This window comes from Streptomyces callyspongiae (assembly GCF_047200695.1).
GTDB lineage: Bacteria > Actinomycetota > Actinomycetes > Streptomycetales > Streptomycetaceae > Streptomyces.
The window spans coordinates 1-20,029 of the sequence record NZ_JBJZOM010000009.1 but is presented as its reverse complement, the minus strand read 5'-3'; the positions used below and the strand labels follow the sequence as shown (position 1 = coordinate 20,029).

Below are 20,029 nucleotides of genomic sequence, written 5' to 3'. Positions count from 1 at the left end.
GGACGGCCCAGGCGATCCGGCTCAGGCCAGGCCGTACTTCTCCGCGGCCTGCCGCACGGTGTCCTGCTTGACCTCGCCGCGGCGCGCGAGCCGGGACAGGGCCGCGACGACCACCGACTCGGCGTCCACTCCGAAGTGGCGGCGCGCCGCCTCCCGGGTGTCCGACAGCCCGAAGCCGTCGGTGCCCAGGGAGTACCAGTCCTGTTCCACCCACTGGCTGATCTGGTCGGGCACGGCCCGCATCCAGTCGCTGACCGCGAGTACGGGGCCGGGGGCGTCCTGCAGGGCGCGCGTCACGTACGGCACGCGGTCCTCGCCGCGCAGCGCGGCGGCGTCGCACGCCAGCGCGTCCCGCCGCAGCTCGCTCCAGGACGGCGCGGACCACACGTCCGCGGTGACACCCCACTCGTCGGCGAGCATCTGCTGCGCACGCAGGATCCAGTGGATGGCCGTTCCCGAGGCGAGCAGCTGGAGGCGGGGTGCGTCCTCGGCGGGTGCCGTGCCCTCGCGGAACCGGTACAGGCCCTTGACGATGCCCTCCTCGGCGCCTTCCGGCATCGCGGGCTGCACCATCGGCTCGTTGTACACCGTGAGGTAGTAGAAGACGTCCTCGGCGTCCGGGCCGAACATCCGGCGCAGGCCGTCCTTCACGATGACACCGACTTCGAACGCGAAGGCCGGGTCGTAGGTGAGCGCCGCCGGGTTCGTGGAGGCGATCAGCGGCGACTGGCCGTCCGCGTGCTGCAGTCCCTCACCGGTCATCGTGGTGCGGCCGGCGGTGGCGCCGATCAGGAAGCCGCGGCCCAGCTGGTCGGCGAGCGCCCACATCTGGTCCGCCGTCCGCTGCCAGCCGAACATCGAGTAGAAGATGTAGAACGGGATCATGGGCTCGCCGTGCGTGGCGTACGAGGTGGCCGCGGCGGTGAAGTCCGCCATCGATCCGGCCTCGGTGATCCCCTCGTTGAGGATCTGACCGTCCGCCGCCTCCTTGTAGTACAGGAGCTGGTCGCGGTCGACGGGGTCGTAGGTCTGGCCCAGCGGCGAGTAGATGCCCGCGGATGGGAAGAGCGACTCCATGCCGAAGGTGCGGGCCTCGTCCGGCACGATCGGAACCCACCGCTTGCCGGTCTCCTTGTCCCGCATCAGGTCCTTGACCAGGCGGACGAAGGCCATGGTGGTGGCGATCTCCTGGGAGCCGGAACCCTTGGCCAGCGCGTCGAACGGCTTCGCGGCCGGTTCGGGCAGCGCCACCGGGTGCACCTTGCGGGCCGGTGCCGGGCCACCCAGCTCCGCGCGGCGCTCCTGGAGGTACTTCACCTCCGGGGAGTCCGCGCCCGGGTGCACGTACGGGACCAGGTCGTCGTCGAGGCGGCTGTCGGGGATGGGCAGCTCCAGCAGGTCCCGCATGGCGCGGAACTCCTTGCCGGAGAGCTTCTTCATCTGGTGGTTCGCGTTCCGCGACTCGAACCCGGGGCCGAGCGTCCAGCCCTTGACGGTCTGGGCCAGGACGACCGTCGGGGCGCCCCGGTGCGCCAGGGCTGCGCGGTAGGCCGCGTACACCTTGCGCGGTTCGTGACCGGCACGGGAGGTGCGGAAGCATTCGACGATCCGGTCGTCGGTGAGGAGCTTCGCCATCTCGACGAGCGCCGGATCGGCGCCGAAGAAGTGCTCGCGGATGTAGGAGGCGTCACGGGTGGCGTAGGTCTGGAACTGCGCATCCGGGACCTCGCGCAGGCGCCGGGCCAGGGCGCCGGTGGTGTCGAGCTGGAACAGCTCGTCCCAGGCGGTGCCCCACAGCGACTTCACGACGTTCCACCCGGCGGCGCGGAACTGCGCCTCCAGTTCCTGCACGACCTTGAAGTTGGCGCGCACCGGGCCGTCGAGGCGCTGCAGGTTGCAGTTGATGACGAAGGTGAGGTTGTCGAGCTGCTCGCGGCCGGCCAGGGCCAGTGCCGCGGTCGACTCCGGCTCGTCCATTTCCCCGTCGCCGAGGAATGCCCACACGTGCGAGCCGGCGGTGTCCTTGATGCCGCGGTTCGCGAGGTAGCGGTTGAAGCGTGCCTGGTAGATCGCGGCCAGCGGGCCGAGGCCCATGGAGACGGTGGGGAATTCCCACAGGTCGGGGCTGCGGCGCGGGTGGGGGTAGGAGGGGAGCCCGTTGCCTCCGGTCTCCTGCCGGAAGTTGTCCAGCTGCTCCTCGGTGAGACGGCCGTCGAGGAAGGCGCGGGCGTAGATGCCGGGAGAGGCGTGGCCCTGGATGAAGAGCTGGTCGCCGGACCCTCCGGTGCCGGTGTCCTCCTTGCCGCGGAAGAAGTGCTGGAAGCCGGTTTCGTAGAGCCATGCCGCGGAGGCGAAGGTGGCGATGTGGCCGCCCAGCCCCTGACGGCTGCCGCGGGTGACCATGGCGGCTGCGTTCCAGCGATTCCAGGCGGTGATGCGTGCTTCCATCGCCCGGTCACCGGGGAGCTCCGGCTCCGCCGCCGTCGGGATGGAGTTGACGTAGTCCGTCTCCAGCAGCTTCGGCAGGGCGACACCGCTGCGCTCGGCGTGCTCGAGGGTGCGGCGCATCAGGTACGACGCCCGGGACGCGCCCGCGTGCTCGGTGACGGCGTCCAGCGATTCCCGCCACTCGGCGGTCTCCTGCGGGTCGCGGTCGACGAGCTGGTCGAGCTCGCTCGGCTGGTCTGATACGGCGTCGGGCATGGTGGCCCCCTCACCTCTCGCGGACGGACAGATGCGTGTGCTGCGGGATGGGTTTCGTCCCTGAAGGCAGGCAGGACAGGGGATCGCCCCAGCGAAGTGACTCTACGGCTCGATCGATGATCGATCAAAGTCCTGCTTGGGAATTGGCACGCTGTGCCTTGAAAGTCGGCACAGGGTGTCGCCTTGTTTTGCGAGGTTACTGTCGGGTTCCGTCCATCGGTTCGCAGGAGGCGTGGTGTGCTGTCGCGCATCGGCCACCGGCTGCGGCGGTCACGCGCGGGGTGCGCAGCCGAGAACGTGCGCCTTCACGAGTTCGCCGATCCGCGGGTCGCGCCGGCGGAAGGCCTCCAGGACCGCCTGGTGCTCCTCCGCGTAGCTCTGCTGCACCGTCCCGAGCCAGCGGATCGACAGTGCCGTCCAGACCTCGATCCCCAGGCCCTCCCAGGTGTGCAGCAGCACGCTGTTGCCCGAGGCCCGCACCAGCTCCCGGTGGAAACCGACGGTGTGCCGCACCTGGGCCTCGCCGTCGTCCGCACGGTCCGCCTCGTAGAGCGCCGCCACGTGCGGCTCCAGCCGGGAAACGTCCTCCGCGAGCGAGGGGGCGGCCAGCTCCGCCGCCATCTGCTCCAGGCCGGCCCGCACCGGATAGATCTCCTCCAGATCGGCTGCCGAGAGCTCCCGGACCCGCACACCCTTGTTCTGTGCCGATTCGATGAGCCGCAACGCCTCCAGCTCCCGCAGCGCCTCGCGGACCGGCGTCTGGCTCACCTCCAGCTCCATCGCGATCCGCCGCTCGACGATCCGCTCGCCCGGCTTCCACCGCCCGCTGACGATCCCCTCCACGATGTGCTCGCGGATCTGCTCGCGCAGCGAATGGACGACGGGCGGTGTCATGAGGCTGCTCCAGGAGTCGGATCGTTGGTCACGACCATACGGCGGCGCCCCTGCCCGGATCACTCTCCGGGCAGGGGCGCCGTCACGGGGTGACGAGCGTTACAGTCCCAGCTCGCCCTCGAACTCGCCGGCCTCCAGTCGGGCCTTGACGTCCGAGAGGTAGCGGGCCGCGTCCGCGCCGTCGACAAGCTGGTGGTCGTAGGACAGGGTCAGATGGACCATGTCCCGTACGGCGATCGTCTCGCCCAGCTCCGGGTGGTCGACGACCACCGGGCGGCGCACGGTGGCACCGATGCCGAGCTCGGCCACCTGCGGGTAGTTCACGATGATCGTGTCGAACAGCGCGCCGCGGGAACCGGTGTTGCTGATCGTGAACGTGCCGCCGGACATGTCGTCCGGGCCGAGGCCGCCCTCGCGGACCTTGCCCGCCAGCTCGGCCGTCTTGCGGGCGACGCCCGCCAGGTTGAGGTTGCCGGCCTCCTTGATCACCGGAACCATCAGACCCTTCTCCGAGTCCACCGCGATCCCGATGTTCTCGACGTCGTGGTAGGTGATGGTCCCGTCGTCGTTGATCTTGGCGTTGATCGAAGGGTGGGCCTTCAGCGCCTCGGCGGCGGCCTTCACGAAGAACGGCATCGGGGAGAGCTTGACGCCCTCGCGGGCCAGGAAGGATTCCTTGGCACGCGCCCGCAGCTTCATGATGCGGGTGACGTCGACCTCGACCACGGTGGAGAGCTGCGCCTGGTTGTGCAGCGCCTTCATCATGTTCTCCGCGATCACCTTGCGGATCCGCGGCATCTTGACCGTCTGGCCGCGCAGCGGCGAGGCCTCCAGCTTCGGGGAAGCCGGTGCGGCGGAGGCGGTGGCAGGAGCCGGTGCCGGCTGCTTGGCGGCCTCGGCCGCGGCCACCACGTCCTGCTTGCGGATGCGCCCACCGACGCCGGTGCCCTTGACCTGCGAGAGGTCCACACCCTGCTCCGACGCCAGCTTGCGCACGAGCGGCGTGACGTAGGCGCCGTCGGAGTCGCCCGCGGCGGCGGGCGCCGGAGCGGGCTGCGCGGCGGCGGGCTGCGGAGCAGCGGCGGGCGCCGGAGCCGGCTCCGGAGCGGGCTGTGCGGGCGCGGGCGCCGGAGCGGGCTCGGGCTCCGGTGCGGGTGCGGGCTCGGGCTCCGGTGCGGGGGCCGGAGCCTCCTGCCGCGGCTCGGGCTGTGCCGGTGCCGGGGTGGCGGCCGGGGCCGCGTCGCCCGCACCGATGACGGCCAGCTTCGCCCCGACCTCGGCGGTCTCGTCCTCGCCGACCACGATCTCCAGCAGGGTGCCGGCCGCGGGGGCGGGGATTTCGGTGTCGACCTTGTCGGTGGAGACTTCGAGCAGCGGCTCGTCGGCCTCGACCTGCTCACCGACCTCCTTGAGCCACCGGGTGACGGTGCCCTCGGTCACGGATTCGCCGAGCGCCGGAAGGACCACATCGGTGCCCTCCGCGGAGCCGCCCGCCGCGGGTGCGGGCTCGGGCTCCGGTGCGGGGGCCGGAGCCTCCTGCTGCGGAGCCGACTGCGGCTCGGGCTGGGCCGGTGCCTCCTGCTGGGCGGGCTCGGCCGCCGGAGCAGCCGCGCCGCTGCCGTCGTCGATCAGTGCCAGCTCGGCCCCGACCTCGACGGTCTCGTCCTCTGCCACCTTGATGGACGACAGGGTGCCGGCCGCGGGGGCGGGGATTTCGGTGTCGACCTTGTCGGTGGAGACCTCGAGCAGCGGCTCGTCGGCCTCGACCTGCTCACCCTCGGCTTTCAGCCACCGGGTGACGGTGCCCTCGGTGACGCTCTCACCGAGCGCCGGAAGGGTTACGGAAACCGCCATGGTTCCTGTTGCTCCTAACGAATGTGCGAATAGTCGTGCGCGCCCGGTGGGTCAGTCGTGCGAGTGCAGCGGCTTGCCGGCGAGCGCCAGGTGGGCCTCGCCGAGCGCCTCGTTCTGTGTCGGGTGGGCATGGATGAGCTGCGCGACCTCGGCCGGCAGCGCCTCCCAGTTGTAGATGAGCTGCGCCTCGCCGACCTGTTCGCCGAGCCGGTCGCCGACCATGTGCACGCCGACCACGGCTCCGTCACGGACCTGGACGAGCTTGATCTCGCCCGCGGTCTTGAGGATCTTGCTCTTGCCGTTGCCGCCGAGGTTGTACTTCAGCGTCACGACCTTGTCCGCGCCGTAGACCTCCTTGGCCTTCTCCTCGGTGATGCCGACCGAGGCGACCTCGGGGTGGCAGTACGTCACGCGCGGCACACCGTCGTAGTCGACGGGGACCGGGTTGAGGCCGGCCAGGCGCTCCGCGACCAGGATGCCCTCGGCGAAGCCCACATGCGCGAGCTGGAGGGTCGGGATGAGGTCGCCCACGGCGGAGATCGTCGGTACATTCGTCCGGCAGTACTCGTCGGCCACGACGAAACCGCGGTCCATCTCGACACCGGCTTCCTCGTAGCCCAGGCCCTGCGAGACCGGGCCGCGGCCGATGGCCACCAGGAGCACCTCGGCCTCGTACTCCTTGCCGTTGGCGAGGGTGACCTTGACACCGTTGTCGGTGTACTCGGCCTTCTCGAAGAAGGAGCCGAGCTGGAACTTGATGCCGCGCTTGCGGAAGGCACGCTCCAGGAGCTTGGAGCTGCTCTCGTCCTCGGCGGGCACCAGGTGGGGGAGGCCCTCGACGATCGTGACGTCGGTGCCGAAGGACTTCCACGCCGAGGCGAACTCGACGCCGATGACGCCGCCGCCCAGCACGATCGCGGACTGCGGCACCCGGTCCATGACCAGCGCGTGGTCGGAGGAGATGATGCGGTTCCCGTCGATCTCCAGGCCCGGCAGCGTCTTGGGGACGGAACCGGTGGCCAGCAGGATGTGGCGGCCCTCGTAGCGCTGACCGTTCACGTCGACGGACGTGGGGGAGGACAGCCGGCCCTCGCCCTCCACGTAGGTCACCTTCCGGCTGGCGACGAGACCCTGGAGTCCCTTGTACAGGCCGGAGACGACGCCGTCCTTGTACTTGTGCACGCCGGCCATGTCGATGCCGTCGAAGCTGGTCTTCACGCCGAACTCTGCACCCTCCCGGGCGCCGTCGGCGATCTCGCCGGCGTGCAGCAGCGCCTTGGTGGGGATACAGCCCCGGTGCAGGCAGGTGCCGCCCAGCTTGTCCTTCTCGATCAGGGCGACGTCCAGACCCAGCTGCGCGGCGCGCAGGGCAGCGGCGTAACCACCGCTACCGCCTCCGAGGATCACTAGGTCGAAAACGGTGCTGGCGTCCTTCGCCACGTCACGTCCTCCATGCATGGGTGCGCCGGAGCCGGATTCACCGGCCGGGCGGCTTCTCTTTCGGCCGCAAGTTGTCTTCGGCCCTGGACTCGGCTTCTCGTCAAGCCGTGGGGGGCCCTGTCCTGCCGGAGACCCATCTTCGCACTTGTCGCCGGAAGACGGGACTCCGGGCCGCTGTACCGACGCGTACGGCCCCGTTCGCCAGCAGCGATCGGGGCCGTACGAACGGATGACCGGGTGAGTGCCGTGTCAGCCCAGGTCGCCGTCGGCGGTGCGCTCGGCCAGCCGTACCAGGGTACGGACCGCGACGCCGGTGCCGCCCTTCGGCGTGTAGCCGTGCGGGGCGGAGTCGTTGAACGCAGGCCCGGCGATGTCCAGGTGGGCCCAGGCCGTGCCGTCCGTCACGAACTCCTCGAGGAAGAGGCCCGCGAAGAGGCCGCCGCCCATGCGGTTGCCCACGTTGGCCAGGTCCGCGACCGGCGACTCCATGTCCTTGCGGAGGTGCTTCGGCGCCGGCATCGGCCAGGCCTCCTCGCCCGCCTGCCCGGCGGTCTCGTGCACGCCGGCCCGGTAGGTCTCGTCGTTCGACATGATGCCGAAGGTGCGGCTGCCCAGTGCGACCATCATCGCGCCGGTGAGGGTAGCCACGTCCACCACGGCGTCCGGCGACTCCTCGCAGGCGCGCGCGAGTGCGTCGGCCAGCACCAGGCGGCCCTCGGCGTCGGTGTTCAGCACCTCCACCGTCTTGCCGCTGTACATGGTCAGCACGTCGCCGGGGCGGGTGGCCGACCCGGACGGCATGTTCTCGGCCAGCGCCAGCCAACCGGTGACGTTCACCGGGAGCTCCAGCCGTGCGGCGGCCACGACCGTGGCGAACACCGCGGCAGCGCCGCTCATGTCGCACTTCATCGTTTCGTTGGAGCCGGCCGGCTTCAGCGAGATGCCGCCCGAGTCGTAGGTGATGCCCTTGCCGACCAGCGCCAGCGTCTTCTTCGCCCTGGAGGGGGTGTAGGAGACGCGCACCAGACGCGGCGGCACCTCCGAACCCTGGCCGACGCCGAGGATGCCGCCGTAGCCACCCTTCGCGAGGGCCTTCTCGTCCATCACCTCGACCTTGAGCCCGTGCTTCTTGCCCGCGGCCTGCACCTGCGCGGCGAAGGTCTGCGGGTTGAGGTCGTTGGACGGGGTGTTGATCAGGTCGCGGGCGCGGTGCACCTCGGCCGCGAGCACCTCGGCACGCGCCGCGGCGGCCTTGTGCGCCTTGTCCTTCGGGTCGGCGCCGAGCACGACGACCTCGGCGAGCGGGGCGCTGCGGTCCTCGCCCTTCTTCCCCTTCCTGCTCTCCTCGGAGGAGTCCTTGCTCCGGTAGGAGGTGAAGGCGTACGCGCCGAGGAGCGCTCCCTCGGCGACCGCGGCGAGCGATTCCCCGCCCTCGACGGGCAGCGCGAATCCGGCGGTCTTCTTCCCGGCCAGCGCGCGGGCAGCGGCACCGGCGGCCCGGCGGAGCGTCTCCGGGGCGTACGAGGCGCCCTTCTCCGGGACCTCGCCCAGCCCCACGGCGAGCACGAGCGGAGCCTTCAGGTCGTCCGGGGCCGGAACCTTGGTGGTCTCGCCCTCGGCACCGCCGGCGCCCAGGGTCTCCAGGGTGGCGGCCAGCCGGCCGCCGAAGGCCTTCTCGACGGAATCGTCGCCGGAGGCGACGACCGGGCCCTCGGCGCCCTTGGCGACACCGACGACGACAGCGTCCGCGCGCAACGTTGCGGCGGACGAAGTGCTGAGAGTCAGAGCAGACACGGTGGTAGGGACCTGCTTTCGTAGAGGGAGCCGTCGGGATCGCGCACGGCTTCGGGCACTCCGGGCATCGTATGCCCGAGTGAACGCACGTTTGCGGGCGACCCTACGCTCCTCCCGCGCGCACCGTCCCGCAAGTCCCTGCCGGAGACCGGGGCGGAGGACGGCGGTCCGGCGCGGGCCTCAGCCCGCGGCCAGCACGACCAGCGACACCGTGGCGGCGCACTCCGCGGCGGCTCCGAACACGTCACCGGTGACGCCGCCGAAACGGCTCCGGCAACGCCGCAGCAGCGACTCGGCGGCGGCGAGCGCGAGAGCCAGGGCCACCGCGCACCGCAGCCCACCGGCGATCCCGTCCGCCGCACCGCACACCGCGGCCGCCACCACCACCCCCGCACCGGCGGCCGCCCCCACCGCGCGGGACGGCACGGTTCCCGCGACGACGGAGCCCAGCCCGTCCCGCCGCGCGGCGGGCATCCCCCTCCGGGAGGCCAGGGTGAGTGCGGTGCGCGCGGAGACCCCGGACGCGACGGTCGCCGCCGCTCCCGCCGACCAGGCGGTGCCGTACAGCTCCGCGAGGGCCGCGACCTGCGCCAGCAGCACCAGCGTCAGGGTCGCCACCCCGAACGGGCCGACATCCGACTGCTTCATGATCCGCAACGCCTCGGGTGCGGGTCGGCCGCTCCCCAGCCCGTCCGCCACGTCCGCCAGTCCGTCGAGGTGGAGCCCGCGGGTGAGGAGCGCGGGCACGGCCACCGAGGCGACCGCGGCGAGCAGCGGTCCGGTACCCAGCACCGTCAGGACGGTGCCCGCCACCGCGGCCGCGGCACCCACGGCCAGCCCCACCAGCGGGGCCCAGGCCATGCCCCGCCCGGCCGCCGCGCGGTCCCAGCGGGTCACCCGCACCGGAAAGACCGTCAACGTGCCGAACGCGAACCGCAGGCCGTCGTCCGTCGTGGCGTCCGCCGCTGCCTCGTCCATGACGACGGAGGCTATCCCTCCGTCCTCTCCGTCCGTTCACCGGTGCCGGCGGCACCGGGCCGGACCAGACCGCTCTCGTAGGCGGCGACCACCAGCTGCGCCCGGTCCCGGGCTCCGAGCTTGCCCATCGTGCGGTTGACGTGCGTCTTGACCGTCAGCGGGCTCACGCGCAGCCGGCCGCCGATCTCGTCGTTGCTCAGCCCGCCGGCCACCAGGGCGAGCACTTCCCGTTCCCGGCCCGTGAGGACGTCGAGGTCGGGGGCCGCCGCCTCGTCCGGTGCCGGCCCCGCCAGAAAGCGGGTGATGAGCTGCTGGGTGGCGGCGGGCGAGAGCAGCGCCTCCCCACGGGCGGCGATCCGGACGGCGGACAGCAGCTCGTCCGGCTCGGCGCCCTTGCCGAGGAACCCGCAGGCCCCCGCCCGCAGGGCCCGCAGCACGTACGCGTCCTGCTCGAAGGTCGTGAGGATCACCACCCGTACCCCGTCGAGGCGGGGGTCGGCGCAGATCGCCCGGGTGGCGTCGATGCCGTCCGTGCCCGGCATCCGGACGTCCATCAGCACCACGTCCGCGGCCTCCCGGCGGGTCACCTCGACCGCCTCGGCGCCGTCCGACGCCTCGCCGACGACCGTCAGATCCGCCTCCGAGTCCACCAGGACCCGGAAGGCGCTGCGCAGCAGCGCCTGGTCGTCCGCCAGCACCACGCGCACCGTCACGGCGCCCCCTCGCGCTCCTGCGGTGCGCCCACCCCCGGCGGCGCGCCCGGGGCGACGCCGCCCGTGTGGGGCTCCGTGGCCCGCAGCGGCAGCAGCACCTGAACGCGGAAGCCACCGCCGTCCACGGGCCCGGCCTCGCACCGTCCGTTCAGGGCGGCCGCCCGCTCGCCCATGCCCGTGAGGCCGTGCCCGCCGCCGTCCGCGGCACCGGGGCCCGCAGCGCCCGCGCCGTCGTCCTGGACGACGATGCGCAGCGCCGCGGGGTCGCGCGTGATCCGGACGCTCGCGTGCGCACCGGCCCCGACGTGCTTCTGCACGTTGGTGAGTGCCTCCTGCACGACGCGGTACGCCGTCAGGTCGATCGCCGACGGCAGGCCGTCCCGGTCGTGCGGGGTCTCGACGTCGACGGTGAGTCCGGCCTGCTCGAACCCGGCGACCAGGTCGTCGAGGACCTCCAGTCCGGGGGCGGGCTCCGTCGGCGCCGCGGGATCGCCGGACTGCCGGAGCAGGCCCACGGTCGCCTGCAGCTCGTCCAGCGCGTGGCGGCTGGCCTGCCGGACATGGGTGAGGGCCTGTTTGGCCTGGTCGGGGCGCTGGTCCATCACGTGGGAGGCGACGCCGGCCTGCACGTTGACGAGCGCGATGTGGTGGGCGACCACGTCGTGCAGTTCACGGGCGATGCGCATCCGCTCTTCGGCGACCCGGCGGCGTGCCTCCTCCTCCCGGGTGCGCTCGGCGCGCTCGGCGCGTTCCCGCATGGCGTCGACGAAGGCCCGGCGGCTCCGCACGGCCTCACCGACCGCGGCGGCGAGTGCCGTCCAGGCGAGGATGCCGAGGTTCTCCTGCGCGTACCAGGGGCCCACGCCGAACAGCACCGCCGACGCGGTCAGCACCCCGACCGTGACCGCCCCCACCCGCCAGGACGTCGCGCGATCGGTGCGGTTGGAAACCGTGTAGAGGGCGACGACGGCGGCCGCCGCGAGCGGTGCCCGGTTCTGTGCCGAGGCCGCGTCCGCCGACTCCAGTGCCAGCCCGACGATGGCGACCGTGCCCGTCAGACAGAGGACCGTGAGGGGCGTGCGGCGCCGGGCCACGAGCGCTGCGCAGGAGACGACGGCCAGCAGCACGGTCGTCGGGTCGACGTCGTGCAGCCCGGGACGGCCGCCGGGGCCGCGCGGTTCGGTCGCCGAGCCGGCGAGGATGCTCAGCAGCGTTCCGGCCGCGAGCAGGGCGTCCACGAGGTACGGGTGGGCACGCATCCGGAGACGGAATGCGGCCAGTGCCCCGGAACCGGGGTCGGGGCGCATCGGGTCAGTGGTCACGGCAGGCACGTCGCGGGCTTCGGGCGCCGAGCGCACGCCACGCCGCGGGGCAGGCGAGGACGGACCGCGTCCTCCCTGCTCCGCAGCGTGTGCGCTACTCGGCGGGCTCCGCGCCCGTCGTGTCGGGGATGAGCCCGTCCTCGCGGAGCATGGCCCGCACGTCCTCGAGCGAGGCGTCGGGAGCCGGAAGGATCAGCTCCGAGGGTTCGAGCGCGTCGTCCGGGAGCGGGCGGCCCAGCGAGCGCACCGAGGACAGCAGCGCCGTCAGTGTGCGGCGGAACCCGGCCTCGTCCCCGGCGTCCATCTCGTCGCCGAGTTCGTCGTCGAGCTTGTTCAGTTCGGCGAGGTGGCTGTCCTCCAGCTCCACCTGACCCTCGCCCATGATCCTGACGATCATGACGCTCCTCTCCCGATGAGGACTGCCGTCACTGCTTGTCGAACCTGGGGGCGTCCTGGGCCTGCTGCGTACCGCCCTGTTCGGCGCCGTTCCCGGTACCGCCCTCGAGGGCCTGCCGGTCCGTACCGGAGCCGCCCGCGAGCTCGGCCTTCATCCGCTGCAGCTCCAGCTCCACGTCCGAGCCGCCGGACAGCCGGTCCAGCTCGGCGGTGAGGTCGTCCCTGGCGGTGCCCGACGGGTCCTCCAGCGCGCCCGAGGCGAGCAGCTCGTCGATCGCGCCGGAACGCGCCTGCAGCTGCTGGGTGCGGTCCTCGGCCCGCTGGATGGCCATGCCGACGTCGCCCATCTCCTCGGAGATGCCGGAGAACGCCTCACCGATCCGCGTCTGCGCCTGGGCCGCGGTGTAGGTGGCCTTGATCGTCTCCTTCTTGGTGCGGAAGGCGTCGACCTTGGCCTGCAGGCGCTGCGCGGCCAGGGTGAGCTTCTCCTCCTCGCCCGAGAGGGTCTGGTGCTGCGACTCCAGGTCGGTGACCTGCTGCTGCAGCGCGGCGCGGCGGGACAGCGCCTCACGGGCGAGGTCCTCGCGCCCCAGGGCGAGCGCCTTCTTGCCCTGGTCCTCGAGCTTGGAGGACTGCGACTGCAGCTGGCTGAGCTGCAGCTCCAGACGTTTGCGGGAGGTCGCGACGTCGGCGACCCCGCGGCGCACCTTCTGCAGCAGCTCCAGCTGCTTCTGGTACGAGTAGTCCAGCGTCTCGCGCGGGTCCTCGGCCCGGTCCAGGGCCTTGTTGGCCTTCGCGCGGAAGATCATCCCCATACGCTTCATGACACCGCTCATGGGCCTCGCGCGCCCCCTTCGTCAACGGACTCGAGCCTCAGCACGTCTTTACGGACCCCAGGGTACGGGGCCCCCTTCCATTACCGCACTGCCTGGAGCCGTATGCGCTCATCCGCGAGGATGATCGACAGTGGCCGGCTCTCCGGCGCAGGGAGGAGGAGGCGGCGGTGCCCTACCAGCCGGTGTCGCCGGATCGCGCGGGCACGATCCGGCAACGGGGTGCGGAACACGCGGAGGCGACCCGTACCCTGGAGGCGTGTTCCGAAGCCGTGCGAAGGACGGGCAGGCCGCATCCCACCAGGTGAGCGAGGCCGAGCCCCGGAAGAACCATGACCCTGAGGCCCCCAAGGGGCGCCCCACACCCAAGCGCAGCGATGCCCAGGCACAGCGCCGCATGCTCGCCAAGCCGCCGGCGAACCGCCGCGAGGCGGCGAAGCGTTCCCGCGAGGCCCGGCGTGCCGACATGGCCCGCCAGCGGCAGGCTCTCGCGGGCGGCGACGAGCGCTACCTGCCGGCGCGCGACCAGGGACCGGTGCGGCGCTTCGCCCGCGACTTCGTGGACGCCCGGTGGGCGGTGGCCGAGTTCTTCCTGCCCATCGCGGTGGTCATCCTGATCCTCAGCATCGTCGACTCGGCGCGGTTCCAGAGCATCGCGTTCGTGCTGTGGGTGGGCGTCATCGGCATGATCGCGGTCGACTCGATCGGCATGGCCGTCCGCCTCCGGAAGGCGCTGACGACGCGCTTCCCGGACGAGAACCGGCGGGGCGCGCTGTTCTACGCCTTCACCCGCTCCCTGCAGATGCGGCGGATGCGCCTGCCCAAGCCGCAGGTGGCCCGCGGCCGGCACCCCTGATCCGGTGATCCGGCAGCATCTGGTCGCCCGGCAGCTCGACGAGCAGGTCGCGGACCGGTTTCCCGGCCGGTCCGGGCTCCGGGTGCTCGAAGTGGGTGTTCCGCCCGCCGCCGGCGCGTGGTCCGAGGCGGTGGGCACGCTGCGGCTGGCCCGCGCGGGGCACCACGTCACCCTTCTCGAACCCGATCCGGAGGTCCGTGCGGACGTCCTGTCGGCACTGGAGGAGGAACCGTCGGCGGTGCGACGCCTCGTCCGGCTCGCGGAGGGCGACGCCGGGGAGACGGGAGCGCACTTCCTGCCCCGTACCTTCGACGTGGTGCTCTGCCACGGTGTGCTGGCGGCCGCGTCGGAGCCGGTCGGCACGCTCGCCGGCCTGGCCAGGGTGCTCGCTCCCGGTGGACTGCTGTCCGTCCTCGTCCGCAACGAGGCCGCCACGGCACTGCACTCCGGGCGGACCGGCGACTGGGACGCGACGCTCGCGGCCTTCGACGCCGTCGAGCCGACGTTCGGGCTGGAGACCATGACGGCTCTCCTGTCGCGAGTGGGTGCACCGCTGCACGCGTGGTACGGCGTCGAGGTGTTCACCCCGGGTACGGAGACCACAGCCGCGGTGCCCCGGCAGCTCGCCGCCGAGGAACGCGCGGGGCGCACCGATCCGTACCGCTCGGTCGCGGCGCACCTCCACCTGTGCGGTGTCCGCGGCGCCTCCTCCGTCTGACGCCTCAGCCCCGGAGTGGCAGCATCGCGCCCGCCACGGCGAGGACGACGCTCTCGCACTCCGCGGCCACCGCGGCGTTGAGCCGTCCCAGCTCGTCCCGGAACCGGCGCCCCGAGGCGGAGGCGGGATGCACGCCCGATCCCACTTCGTTGCTGACCAGCACCACGGTCCGCCGCGTGCCGCGAACCGCCGCGGCGAGCCGTGCCACCCGTTCGGCCAGCTCGCGGGCGCCGCCGCGCTGCCAGCGGTCGTCGTCCCAGGCGTCCACCGCGTCCATGGCATCGGTCAGCCACAGCGCGAGGCAGTCGATCAGCAGTGCCGGGCCGTCCGCTTCCTCCAGCAGCGGCACAAGGTCGCAGGTCTCGGCCGTCCGCCAGGACGCCGGACGCCGTGCTCGGTGCGTCGCCACCCGCTCCGCCCAGTCCGTGTCGCCGTCGCGGACCCCTCCGGTGGCCACGTAGAGCACGTCGGGGAAGGTCTCGAGCCGCCGCTCGGCCTCCGCCGACTTTCCCGAGCGGGCACCACCCAGCACCAGCGTGCGCCGCGGCGGATCCGGAACCTCGTGGTACGCGCCGACGGCCACGGTGGTGCCGTCGGGCACGCTGCGGGCCCCTGCCGCAGCCAGCCGCCGCCGCAGCTCCCCGCCCGGTGGCACGTCGTGGTCGAGGTGCACCGCCAGCACATCCGTGGCCGGCCCTGCCGCCCCGGCGGCCCGCAGCCGGGCCAGCGCGTCCGGGCGGCCGGACACGTCCAGCAGCACCATGTCGTACGGCGCGGTGGTGGGCCCCTGGGTGCCGAGCCCGGCCGGGGCGGTACCGGGCGGGAGGTACAGGAAGGCGTCGCCGTCCGGTCCCGTCACGGCGTACCCGGTGCCCGGCGTGTCCAGGGCGAGCGCGCGCACCCGGTGGCCGCTGAGGAGCGACAGTTCCTGGCCGTCCGGAACCCGCACCGGCGGAGGCAGCGCCGCGGGGGTCTCGACGGCGGGTCCGTCGTGCGGGTGCGACAGCAGCACCTGCCGCACACCGTGCAGCGACTTCCCGGCCCGGGCGGCCGCCAGCGCCGAGCCGGGTGTCAGGTCCAGCAGCAGTGCGCCGTCCACGAGCAGCGCGGTGGCGGCGCGGGCCTCGGGGCCGGTCGCACGGGCGCACGCGGCGCAGGGGCAGCCGGGGCGGGGCAGACCGGCGGGAGCGCCGGTACCGAGCAGAGTGAGTTCCACGTCCCGATCGTCTCGCGCGCCGCCGGTCGCCGCGCAACGGGCATTACGCTGCGCTCAGCAGTCAGAGTCGATCAGTTGCTCCGGGAGGCGACATGGCGTGGACGTGGCGGTTCGAGAAGTCCGACGGCAGTGAGACGGAACCGGCCGTCCAGCCGGAGGAGTTCACCACGCAGGGCGACGCGGAGACCTGGATCGGGGAAGTGTGGCGCGAGCTGCTCGAGGGGGGAGCCGACCAGGTCACCCTGCTGGAGGACGGCACGAAGGTCTACGGCCCCATGAGTCTGCACGGCAACGACGCGTAGGGCTCGGTGCCGGCCTGTCCGGTGGCCCGGCACGCCCCCCGGTACCGGGCCACCGGCGCCGGGGGAGCGGGGCCGCCGGGCCGTCGCGGTGTCGCGTACTCTGCGCGCATGCCTGACGGGACCCTGAACCTCGACGAGTTCTCCGACCTCATCCAACGGCCCCACGGCGGGCTCCGCCGCGACGCGGAGGACCGCCGCACCCGGACCGGACTGCCGCCCCGGGCGCTGGGCAGGCTGGACGTGCTGGGGGAGTGGCTCGCCGCGGCCCAGGCCGAGGTGCCGGTGAGGCCGATCGCCCGGCCGAAGTTCCTGCTGTTCGCGGGCGATCACGGAGTTGCCCGGCTCGGCGTCTCGGGCCGCGCGTCCGGCAGTGCCCACACCCTGGTGCGGGCGGCCCTCGACGGCGAGAGCACTGCCGCGATCCTCGCCCGGCGGCTGGACGTGCCGCTGCGCGTCGTCGACATGGCGCTCGACTGCGATCCGGAGACCCTGCCGGACGAGGTGACCCGGCACCGGGTACGGCGCTCCTCCGGACGGCTGGACGTCGAGGACAGCCTGACCGGCGCGGAGGCCGAGCAGGCCTTCCGTGCAGGTGTGGCCCTCGCGGACGAGGAGGCGGACGCCGGGACCGACCTCGTCGTGCTCGGCGATCTCTCCGTGGGCGGGACGACCGCGGCGGGCACCCTGGTCGCCGCACTCTGCGGCACCGACGCCTCCGTCGTCACCGGACGCGGTGGCGCCGGCATCGACGACCTCGCCTGGATGCGCAAGTGTGCGGCGATCCGGGACGGGCTGCGCCGGGCACGTCCGGTGCTCGGGGATCAACTGCGGCTGCTCGGCGCCGTGGCGGGAGCCGACCTGACGGCCATGACCGGGTTCCTGCTCCAGTGCGCGGTGCGTCGTACTCCCGTCATCCTCGACGGCGTGGTGTCCGCGGCCTGTGCCCTGGTGGGGCAGCGGGTGGCGTTCCGGGCGCCGGACTGGTGGCTGGCCGGGCAGGCGACCCGGGAGCCGGCGCAGGAGAAGGCGCTGGACCGGATGTCCCTGGAACCGCTGGCGGATCACGGTGTCGCGGTCGGCGAGGGAGCCGGGGCACTGTTGGCCCTGCCGCTGGTACGGGCGGCCGCCGACCTGGCCGCGGAGCTGCCCGTGCGGGACGAGGGCGGGGCGGAGCCGTCCGGTTCCGGCCCTCTCGGGGGCACCTGAGCCGACGCCCCCCGCCGCGTCCCGGATCGTTGCTGCGGCCCGGGACGCTCGGCGGCTGCTCCGGCCTGCGGGGGACGGCCCGGAGGCGTCGCCCGGGCCCGGGGCCGCGTCCCCGGGCCCGCATGTCCTGCGGACGCGCGTCCGGGCGCTGCCCCGGCGGCCGGTGCGTGCTGGTGCACGGAGTGCCGTGGGTGGTTGCTGTGTGCCGTCGCTCCCCGCCCCGGGGCCGGTTTCCGGGGGGCGTCGGATTCTCCGGTTGTTGCCTCGCCGTCTGTTCCCGGCCGTCCCCGTGTGTCCGGCGCACCGGGCACCGGCCCGGGGCCGGGAACGCGGAGGGCCGCGGGCGCTCCGCCCGGCACCGGGAGGCGCCCGGCGCCGTCGTCGGTCGGCGTGCGGTCCCGGGCCGCGCCGGGGTCGCGGGGCCCGCGTGCACCCGGGCCGTGGATTCCGGCGGCCGGGTCGCCTGCCGGCGCTCGACTGCCGGAGCCGGAGGCCACGGCGATACCGCTGCCCAGCATGAGTGCCGTGGCCAGTCCCAGTGCCGTCGAACGGCTGCCGCCACGCCGCCGGCGGCTCCGTGTCACGGCCGCCTCGGGGGCACGGTCTGCGCGGGCGGCGCGGAACGCCGCGACGGCCGACTCCTCGCCCGCGACCCGGCCGTCCGCCTCGGGGGAGGAGCCGAGGGCCGAGAGGTGTTCCGCCAGCTCACGGATGGCCCCGGTGTGCGGGGTGCCCTGTTCGCCGAGCAGCTGCCGGAGCCGTGACTCCTCGACGGACTGCTCTGTCATGGGCACCGCGCCTCTCTGCCGCCGGGGCGACGGACTGGGGATTTTCCGGACACTTCTGTGTGACGCACGCAGCAGGCCGGCGGGTTCCGAGGCGTCCGGAGGGACTGCGGCGTCCGGTCAGGGCAGGGCCAGCATGCGCTCCAGCGCCTGCTTCGCGAACCGCTCGGTGTCCGGGTCGACCTCGATCCGGTTGACCACCGCTCCCTGCGTGAGCGACTCCAGGGCCCACACCAGGTGGGGCAGGTCGATGCGGTTCATGGTCGAGCAGAAGCACACCGTGCGGTCGAGGAACACGATCTCCTTGTCGCCGGCGAAGCGGTCGGCCAGTCGGCGCACCAGGTTGAGTTCGGTGCCGATGGCCCACTTGGAGCCGGACGGGGCTGCCTCGAGGGTCCTGATGATGTACTCGGTCGAGCCGACGAAGTCGGCCGCCTCCACGACCTCGTGCTTGCACTCGGGGTGCACCAGCACGTTGACGTCCGGGATGCGCTCCCGCACGTCGCGCACCGAGTCCAGGGAGAAGCGCCCGTGCACGGAGCAGTGGCCCCGCCACAGGATCATCCGTGCGTCCCGAAGTTCCTGCGCGGTCAGCCCGCCGCCCGGCTTGTGCGGGTTGTAGACGACGCAGTCGTCAAGGGACATGCCGAGGTCGCGGACCGCGGTGTTCCGGCCCAGGTGCTGGTCCGGCAGGAAGAGGACCTTGCCCCGGCCCTCGCCGTCCCGGCCGAAGGCCCATTCCAGGGCGCGTCCCGCGTTGGAGGAGGTGCAGATGGTGCCGCCGTGGCGCCCGGTGAAGGCCTTGATGTCGGCGGAGGAGTTCATGTACGAGACCGGCACCGTGCTGTCCGCCACGCCTGCTTCGGTGAGGACGTCCCAGCACTCCGCGACCTGCTCCGCCGTCGCCATGTCGGCCATCGAGCAACCGGCGGCGAGGTCCGGCAGCACGACCTGCTGCTCGCCGGAGGTGAGGATGTCCGCCGACTCGGCCATGAAGTGGACGCCGCAGAAGACGATGTACTCGGCTCCGGGGCGGGCGGCCGCCTCGCGCGCCAGCTTGAAGGAGTCGCCCGTGACGTCGGCGAAGGCGATGACCTCGTCGCGCTGGTAGTGGTGGCCGAGGACGAAGACCTTGTCGCCCAGTGCCTCCTTGGCGGCCCGCGCACGTTCGACGAGATCCGGATCGGACGGGGAGGGGAGTTCCCCCGGGCAGTCGACTCCGCGCTCACTGGCGGGGTCCGACTCCCGGCCCAGGAGGAGCAGGGCGAGCGGCGTCGGCTGGACGTCCAGCGGCTGGGTGGTGGACACGATCGCGCATCCTTTCTCGTCGGAACGCGCGCTCTGACCACGCGCACTTATCGTCGTATTGACGTTATCCATCATAACCCCTTCACGTCACTGTGACGATGGTGTTCGTGTCGATGTGACGCATCACCGTCCGCCGTCCCGGTCGTGCGGTCGTGACCGTTGCGCGCCGGATGTGCGAGCATGAGAACCGCAAGGAATGCGACGCCGCCCTGGAATGAATCCGGGCCGCCGTCGGTTCCAGCCGACGGCAGAGCAGTCCGTACAACCCGGGAGAGAAGCAGATGTCCGTTTCGGACGAGACCGCGGTGAGTGAGGGCATCATCCTGTCCGACGCCGCTGCGGCGAAGGTCAAGAGCCTCCTCGAGCAGGAGGGCCGTGACGACCTCGCGCTGCGCGTGGCCGTCCAGCCCGGCGGCTGCTCCGGCCTGCGGTACCAGCTCTTCTTCGACGAGCGTTCGCTCGACGGCGACGTGGTGAAGGACTTCGACGGCGTCAAGGTCGTCACCGACCGGATGAGCGCCCCGTACCTGGGTGGCGCGTCCATCGACTTCGTCGACACCATCGAGAAGCAGGGCTTCACCATCGACAACCCGAACGCCTCGGGTTCCTGCGCCTGCGGCGACTCGTTCAGCTGAGCGGGACCAGGACGAGCAGAAGGCGGCGCCCCCCGGGGCGCCGCCCTCCGTGTGCGGGGCGGCGGGCCGCGCCCCC

17 protein-coding genes are annotated in these 20,029 nt (G+C 72.8%); 5 read left to right on the top strand and 12 right to left on the bottom strand.

The annotated features are described in order from the left end of the window. Window positions 1–21 precede the first annotated feature (21 nt). From aceE to ACL06G_RS10415, 10 genes are all read right to left on the bottom strand, one after another. Complete coding sequence (aceE, locus tag ACL06G_RS10460) at window positions 22–2,703, bottom strand: pyruvate dehydrogenase (acetyl-transferring), homodimeric type (protein ID WP_412785764.1); 2,682 nt, start codon at window positions 2,701–2,703, stop codon at window positions 22–24. A gap of 270 nt (window positions 2,704–2,973) precedes the next feature. Continuing rightward, window positions 2,974–3,597 carry a GntR family transcriptional regulator gene (locus ACL06G_RS10455; RefSeq protein WP_412835760.1) on the bottom strand — a complete coding sequence of 208 codons (624 nt, stop codon included), beginning with the start codon at window positions 3,595–3,597 and terminating at the stop codon, window positions 2,974–2,976. A gap of 99 nt (window positions 3,598–3,696) precedes the next feature. Next, a complete protein-coding gene (gene sucB, locus ACL06G_RS10450; protein WP_412835759.1) occupies window positions 3,697–5,451 on the bottom strand; it encodes a 2-oxoglutarate dehydrogenase, E2 component, dihydrolipoamide succinyltransferase in 1,755 nt (584 codons plus the stop codon). Between the two features lie 51 nt (window positions 5,452–5,502). After that, entirely contained in the window at window positions 5,503–6,891 is a 1,389-nt protein-coding gene (gene lpdA, locus ACL06G_RS10445) for a dihydrolipoyl dehydrogenase (RefSeq protein ID WP_412785767.1), read from the bottom strand. A 249-nt stretch (window positions 6,892–7,140) separates the two neighbouring features. Further along, window positions 7,141–8,685 carry a leucyl aminopeptidase gene (locus tag ACL06G_RS10440; protein WP_412785768.1) on the bottom strand — a complete coding sequence of 515 codons (1,545 nt, stop codon included), beginning with the start codon at window positions 8,683–8,685 and terminating at the stop codon, window positions 7,141–7,143. A 180-nt stretch (window positions 8,686–8,865) separates the two neighbouring features. Next, window positions 8,866–9,663 (bottom strand): adenosylcobinamide-GDP ribazoletransferase, encoded by a 798-nt coding sequence (locus tag ACL06G_RS10435; protein ID WP_412785769.1) that lies wholly within the window; start codon window positions 9,661–9,663, stop codon window positions 8,866–8,868. Between the two features lie 11 nt (window positions 9,664–9,674). Next, window positions 9,675–10,376 (bottom strand): response regulator, encoded by a 702-nt coding sequence (locus ACL06G_RS10430; RefSeq protein WP_412785770.1) that lies wholly within the window; start codon window positions 10,374–10,376, stop codon window positions 9,675–9,677. Continuing rightward, window positions 10,373–11,683 (bottom strand): sensor histidine kinase, encoded by a 1,311-nt coding sequence (locus ACL06G_RS10425; protein ID WP_412785840.1) that lies wholly within the window; start codon window positions 11,681–11,683, stop codon window positions 10,373–10,375. The genes ACL06G_RS10430 and ACL06G_RS10425 overlap by 4 nt, the downstream gene beginning before the upstream one ends. Before the next feature lie 109 nt (window positions 11,684–11,792). After that, window positions 11,793–12,095, bottom strand: coding sequence for a PspA-associated protein PspAA (pspAA, locus tag ACL06G_RS10420; protein WP_412785771.1), 303 nt, complete (start codon window positions 12,093–12,095; stop codon window positions 11,793–11,795). A 28-nt stretch (window positions 12,096–12,123) separates the two neighbouring features. Beyond that, entirely contained in the window at window positions 12,124–12,930 is an 807-nt protein-coding gene (locus ACL06G_RS10415) for a PspA/IM30 family protein (protein ID WP_412835758.1), read from the bottom strand. Between the two features lie 256 nt (window positions 12,931–13,186). Here ACL06G_RS10415 and ACL06G_RS10410 point away from each other — a divergent pair, with 256 nt between their 5' ends. Together ACL06G_RS10410 and ACL06G_RS10405 are read left to right on the top strand one after the other, a co-directional pair. Continuing rightward, window positions 13,187–13,783 carry a DUF3043 domain-containing protein gene (locus tag ACL06G_RS10410; RefSeq protein ID WP_412785773.1) on the top strand — a complete coding sequence of 199 codons (597 nt, stop codon included), beginning with the start codon at window positions 13,187–13,189 and terminating at the stop codon, window positions 13,781–13,783. Window positions 13,784–13,790: 7 nt separating this feature from the next. Continuing rightward, window positions 13,791–14,501 (top strand): class I SAM-dependent methyltransferase, encoded by a 711-nt coding sequence (locus ACL06G_RS10405; protein WP_412835832.1) that lies wholly within the window; start codon window positions 13,791–13,793, stop codon window positions 14,499–14,501. A 4-nt stretch (window positions 14,502–14,505) separates the two neighbouring features. Here the strand turns inward: ACL06G_RS10405 and ACL06G_RS10400 are convergent, their stop codons facing one another. Next, a complete protein-coding gene (locus ACL06G_RS10400) occupies window positions 14,506–15,717 on the bottom strand; it encodes a bifunctional adenosylcobinamide kinase/adenosylcobinamide-phosphate guanylyltransferase (protein WP_412785774.1) in 1,212 nt (403 codons plus the stop codon). Between the two features lie 92 nt (window positions 15,718–15,809). On the opposite strand from ACL06G_RS10400, the gene ACL06G_RS10395 reads away from it, so the two are divergent. After that, window positions 15,810–16,019 (top strand): hypothetical protein, encoded by a 210-nt coding sequence (locus tag ACL06G_RS10395; protein ID WP_412785775.1) that lies wholly within the window; start codon window positions 15,810–15,812, stop codon window positions 16,017–16,019. Window positions 16,020–16,127: 108 nt separating this feature from the next. Beyond that, entirely contained in the window at window positions 16,128–17,225 is a 1,098-nt protein-coding gene (locus ACL06G_RS10390) for a nicotinate-nucleotide--dimethylbenzimidazole phosphoribosyltransferase (RefSeq protein ID WP_412785776.1), read from the top strand. A gap of 905 nt (window positions 17,226–18,130) precedes the next feature. Here the strand turns inward: ACL06G_RS10390 and nadA are convergent. Beyond that, the gene (nadA, locus tag ACL06G_RS10385; protein WP_412785777.1) at window positions 18,131–19,318 is read right to left on the bottom strand and encodes a quinolinate synthase NadA; all 1,188 of its coding nucleotides are present in this window, start codon (window positions 19,316–19,318) and stop codon (window positions 18,131–18,133) included. Window positions 19,319–19,599: 281 nt separating this feature from the next. Between nadA and ACL06G_RS10380 the strand changes: the two genes are divergently transcribed. Next, complete coding sequence (locus tag ACL06G_RS10380) at window positions 19,600–19,953, top strand: HesB/IscA family protein (RefSeq protein ID WP_412785778.1); 354 nt, start codon at window positions 19,600–19,602, stop codon at window positions 19,951–19,953. Window positions 19,954–20,029: the final 76 nt, after the last annotated feature.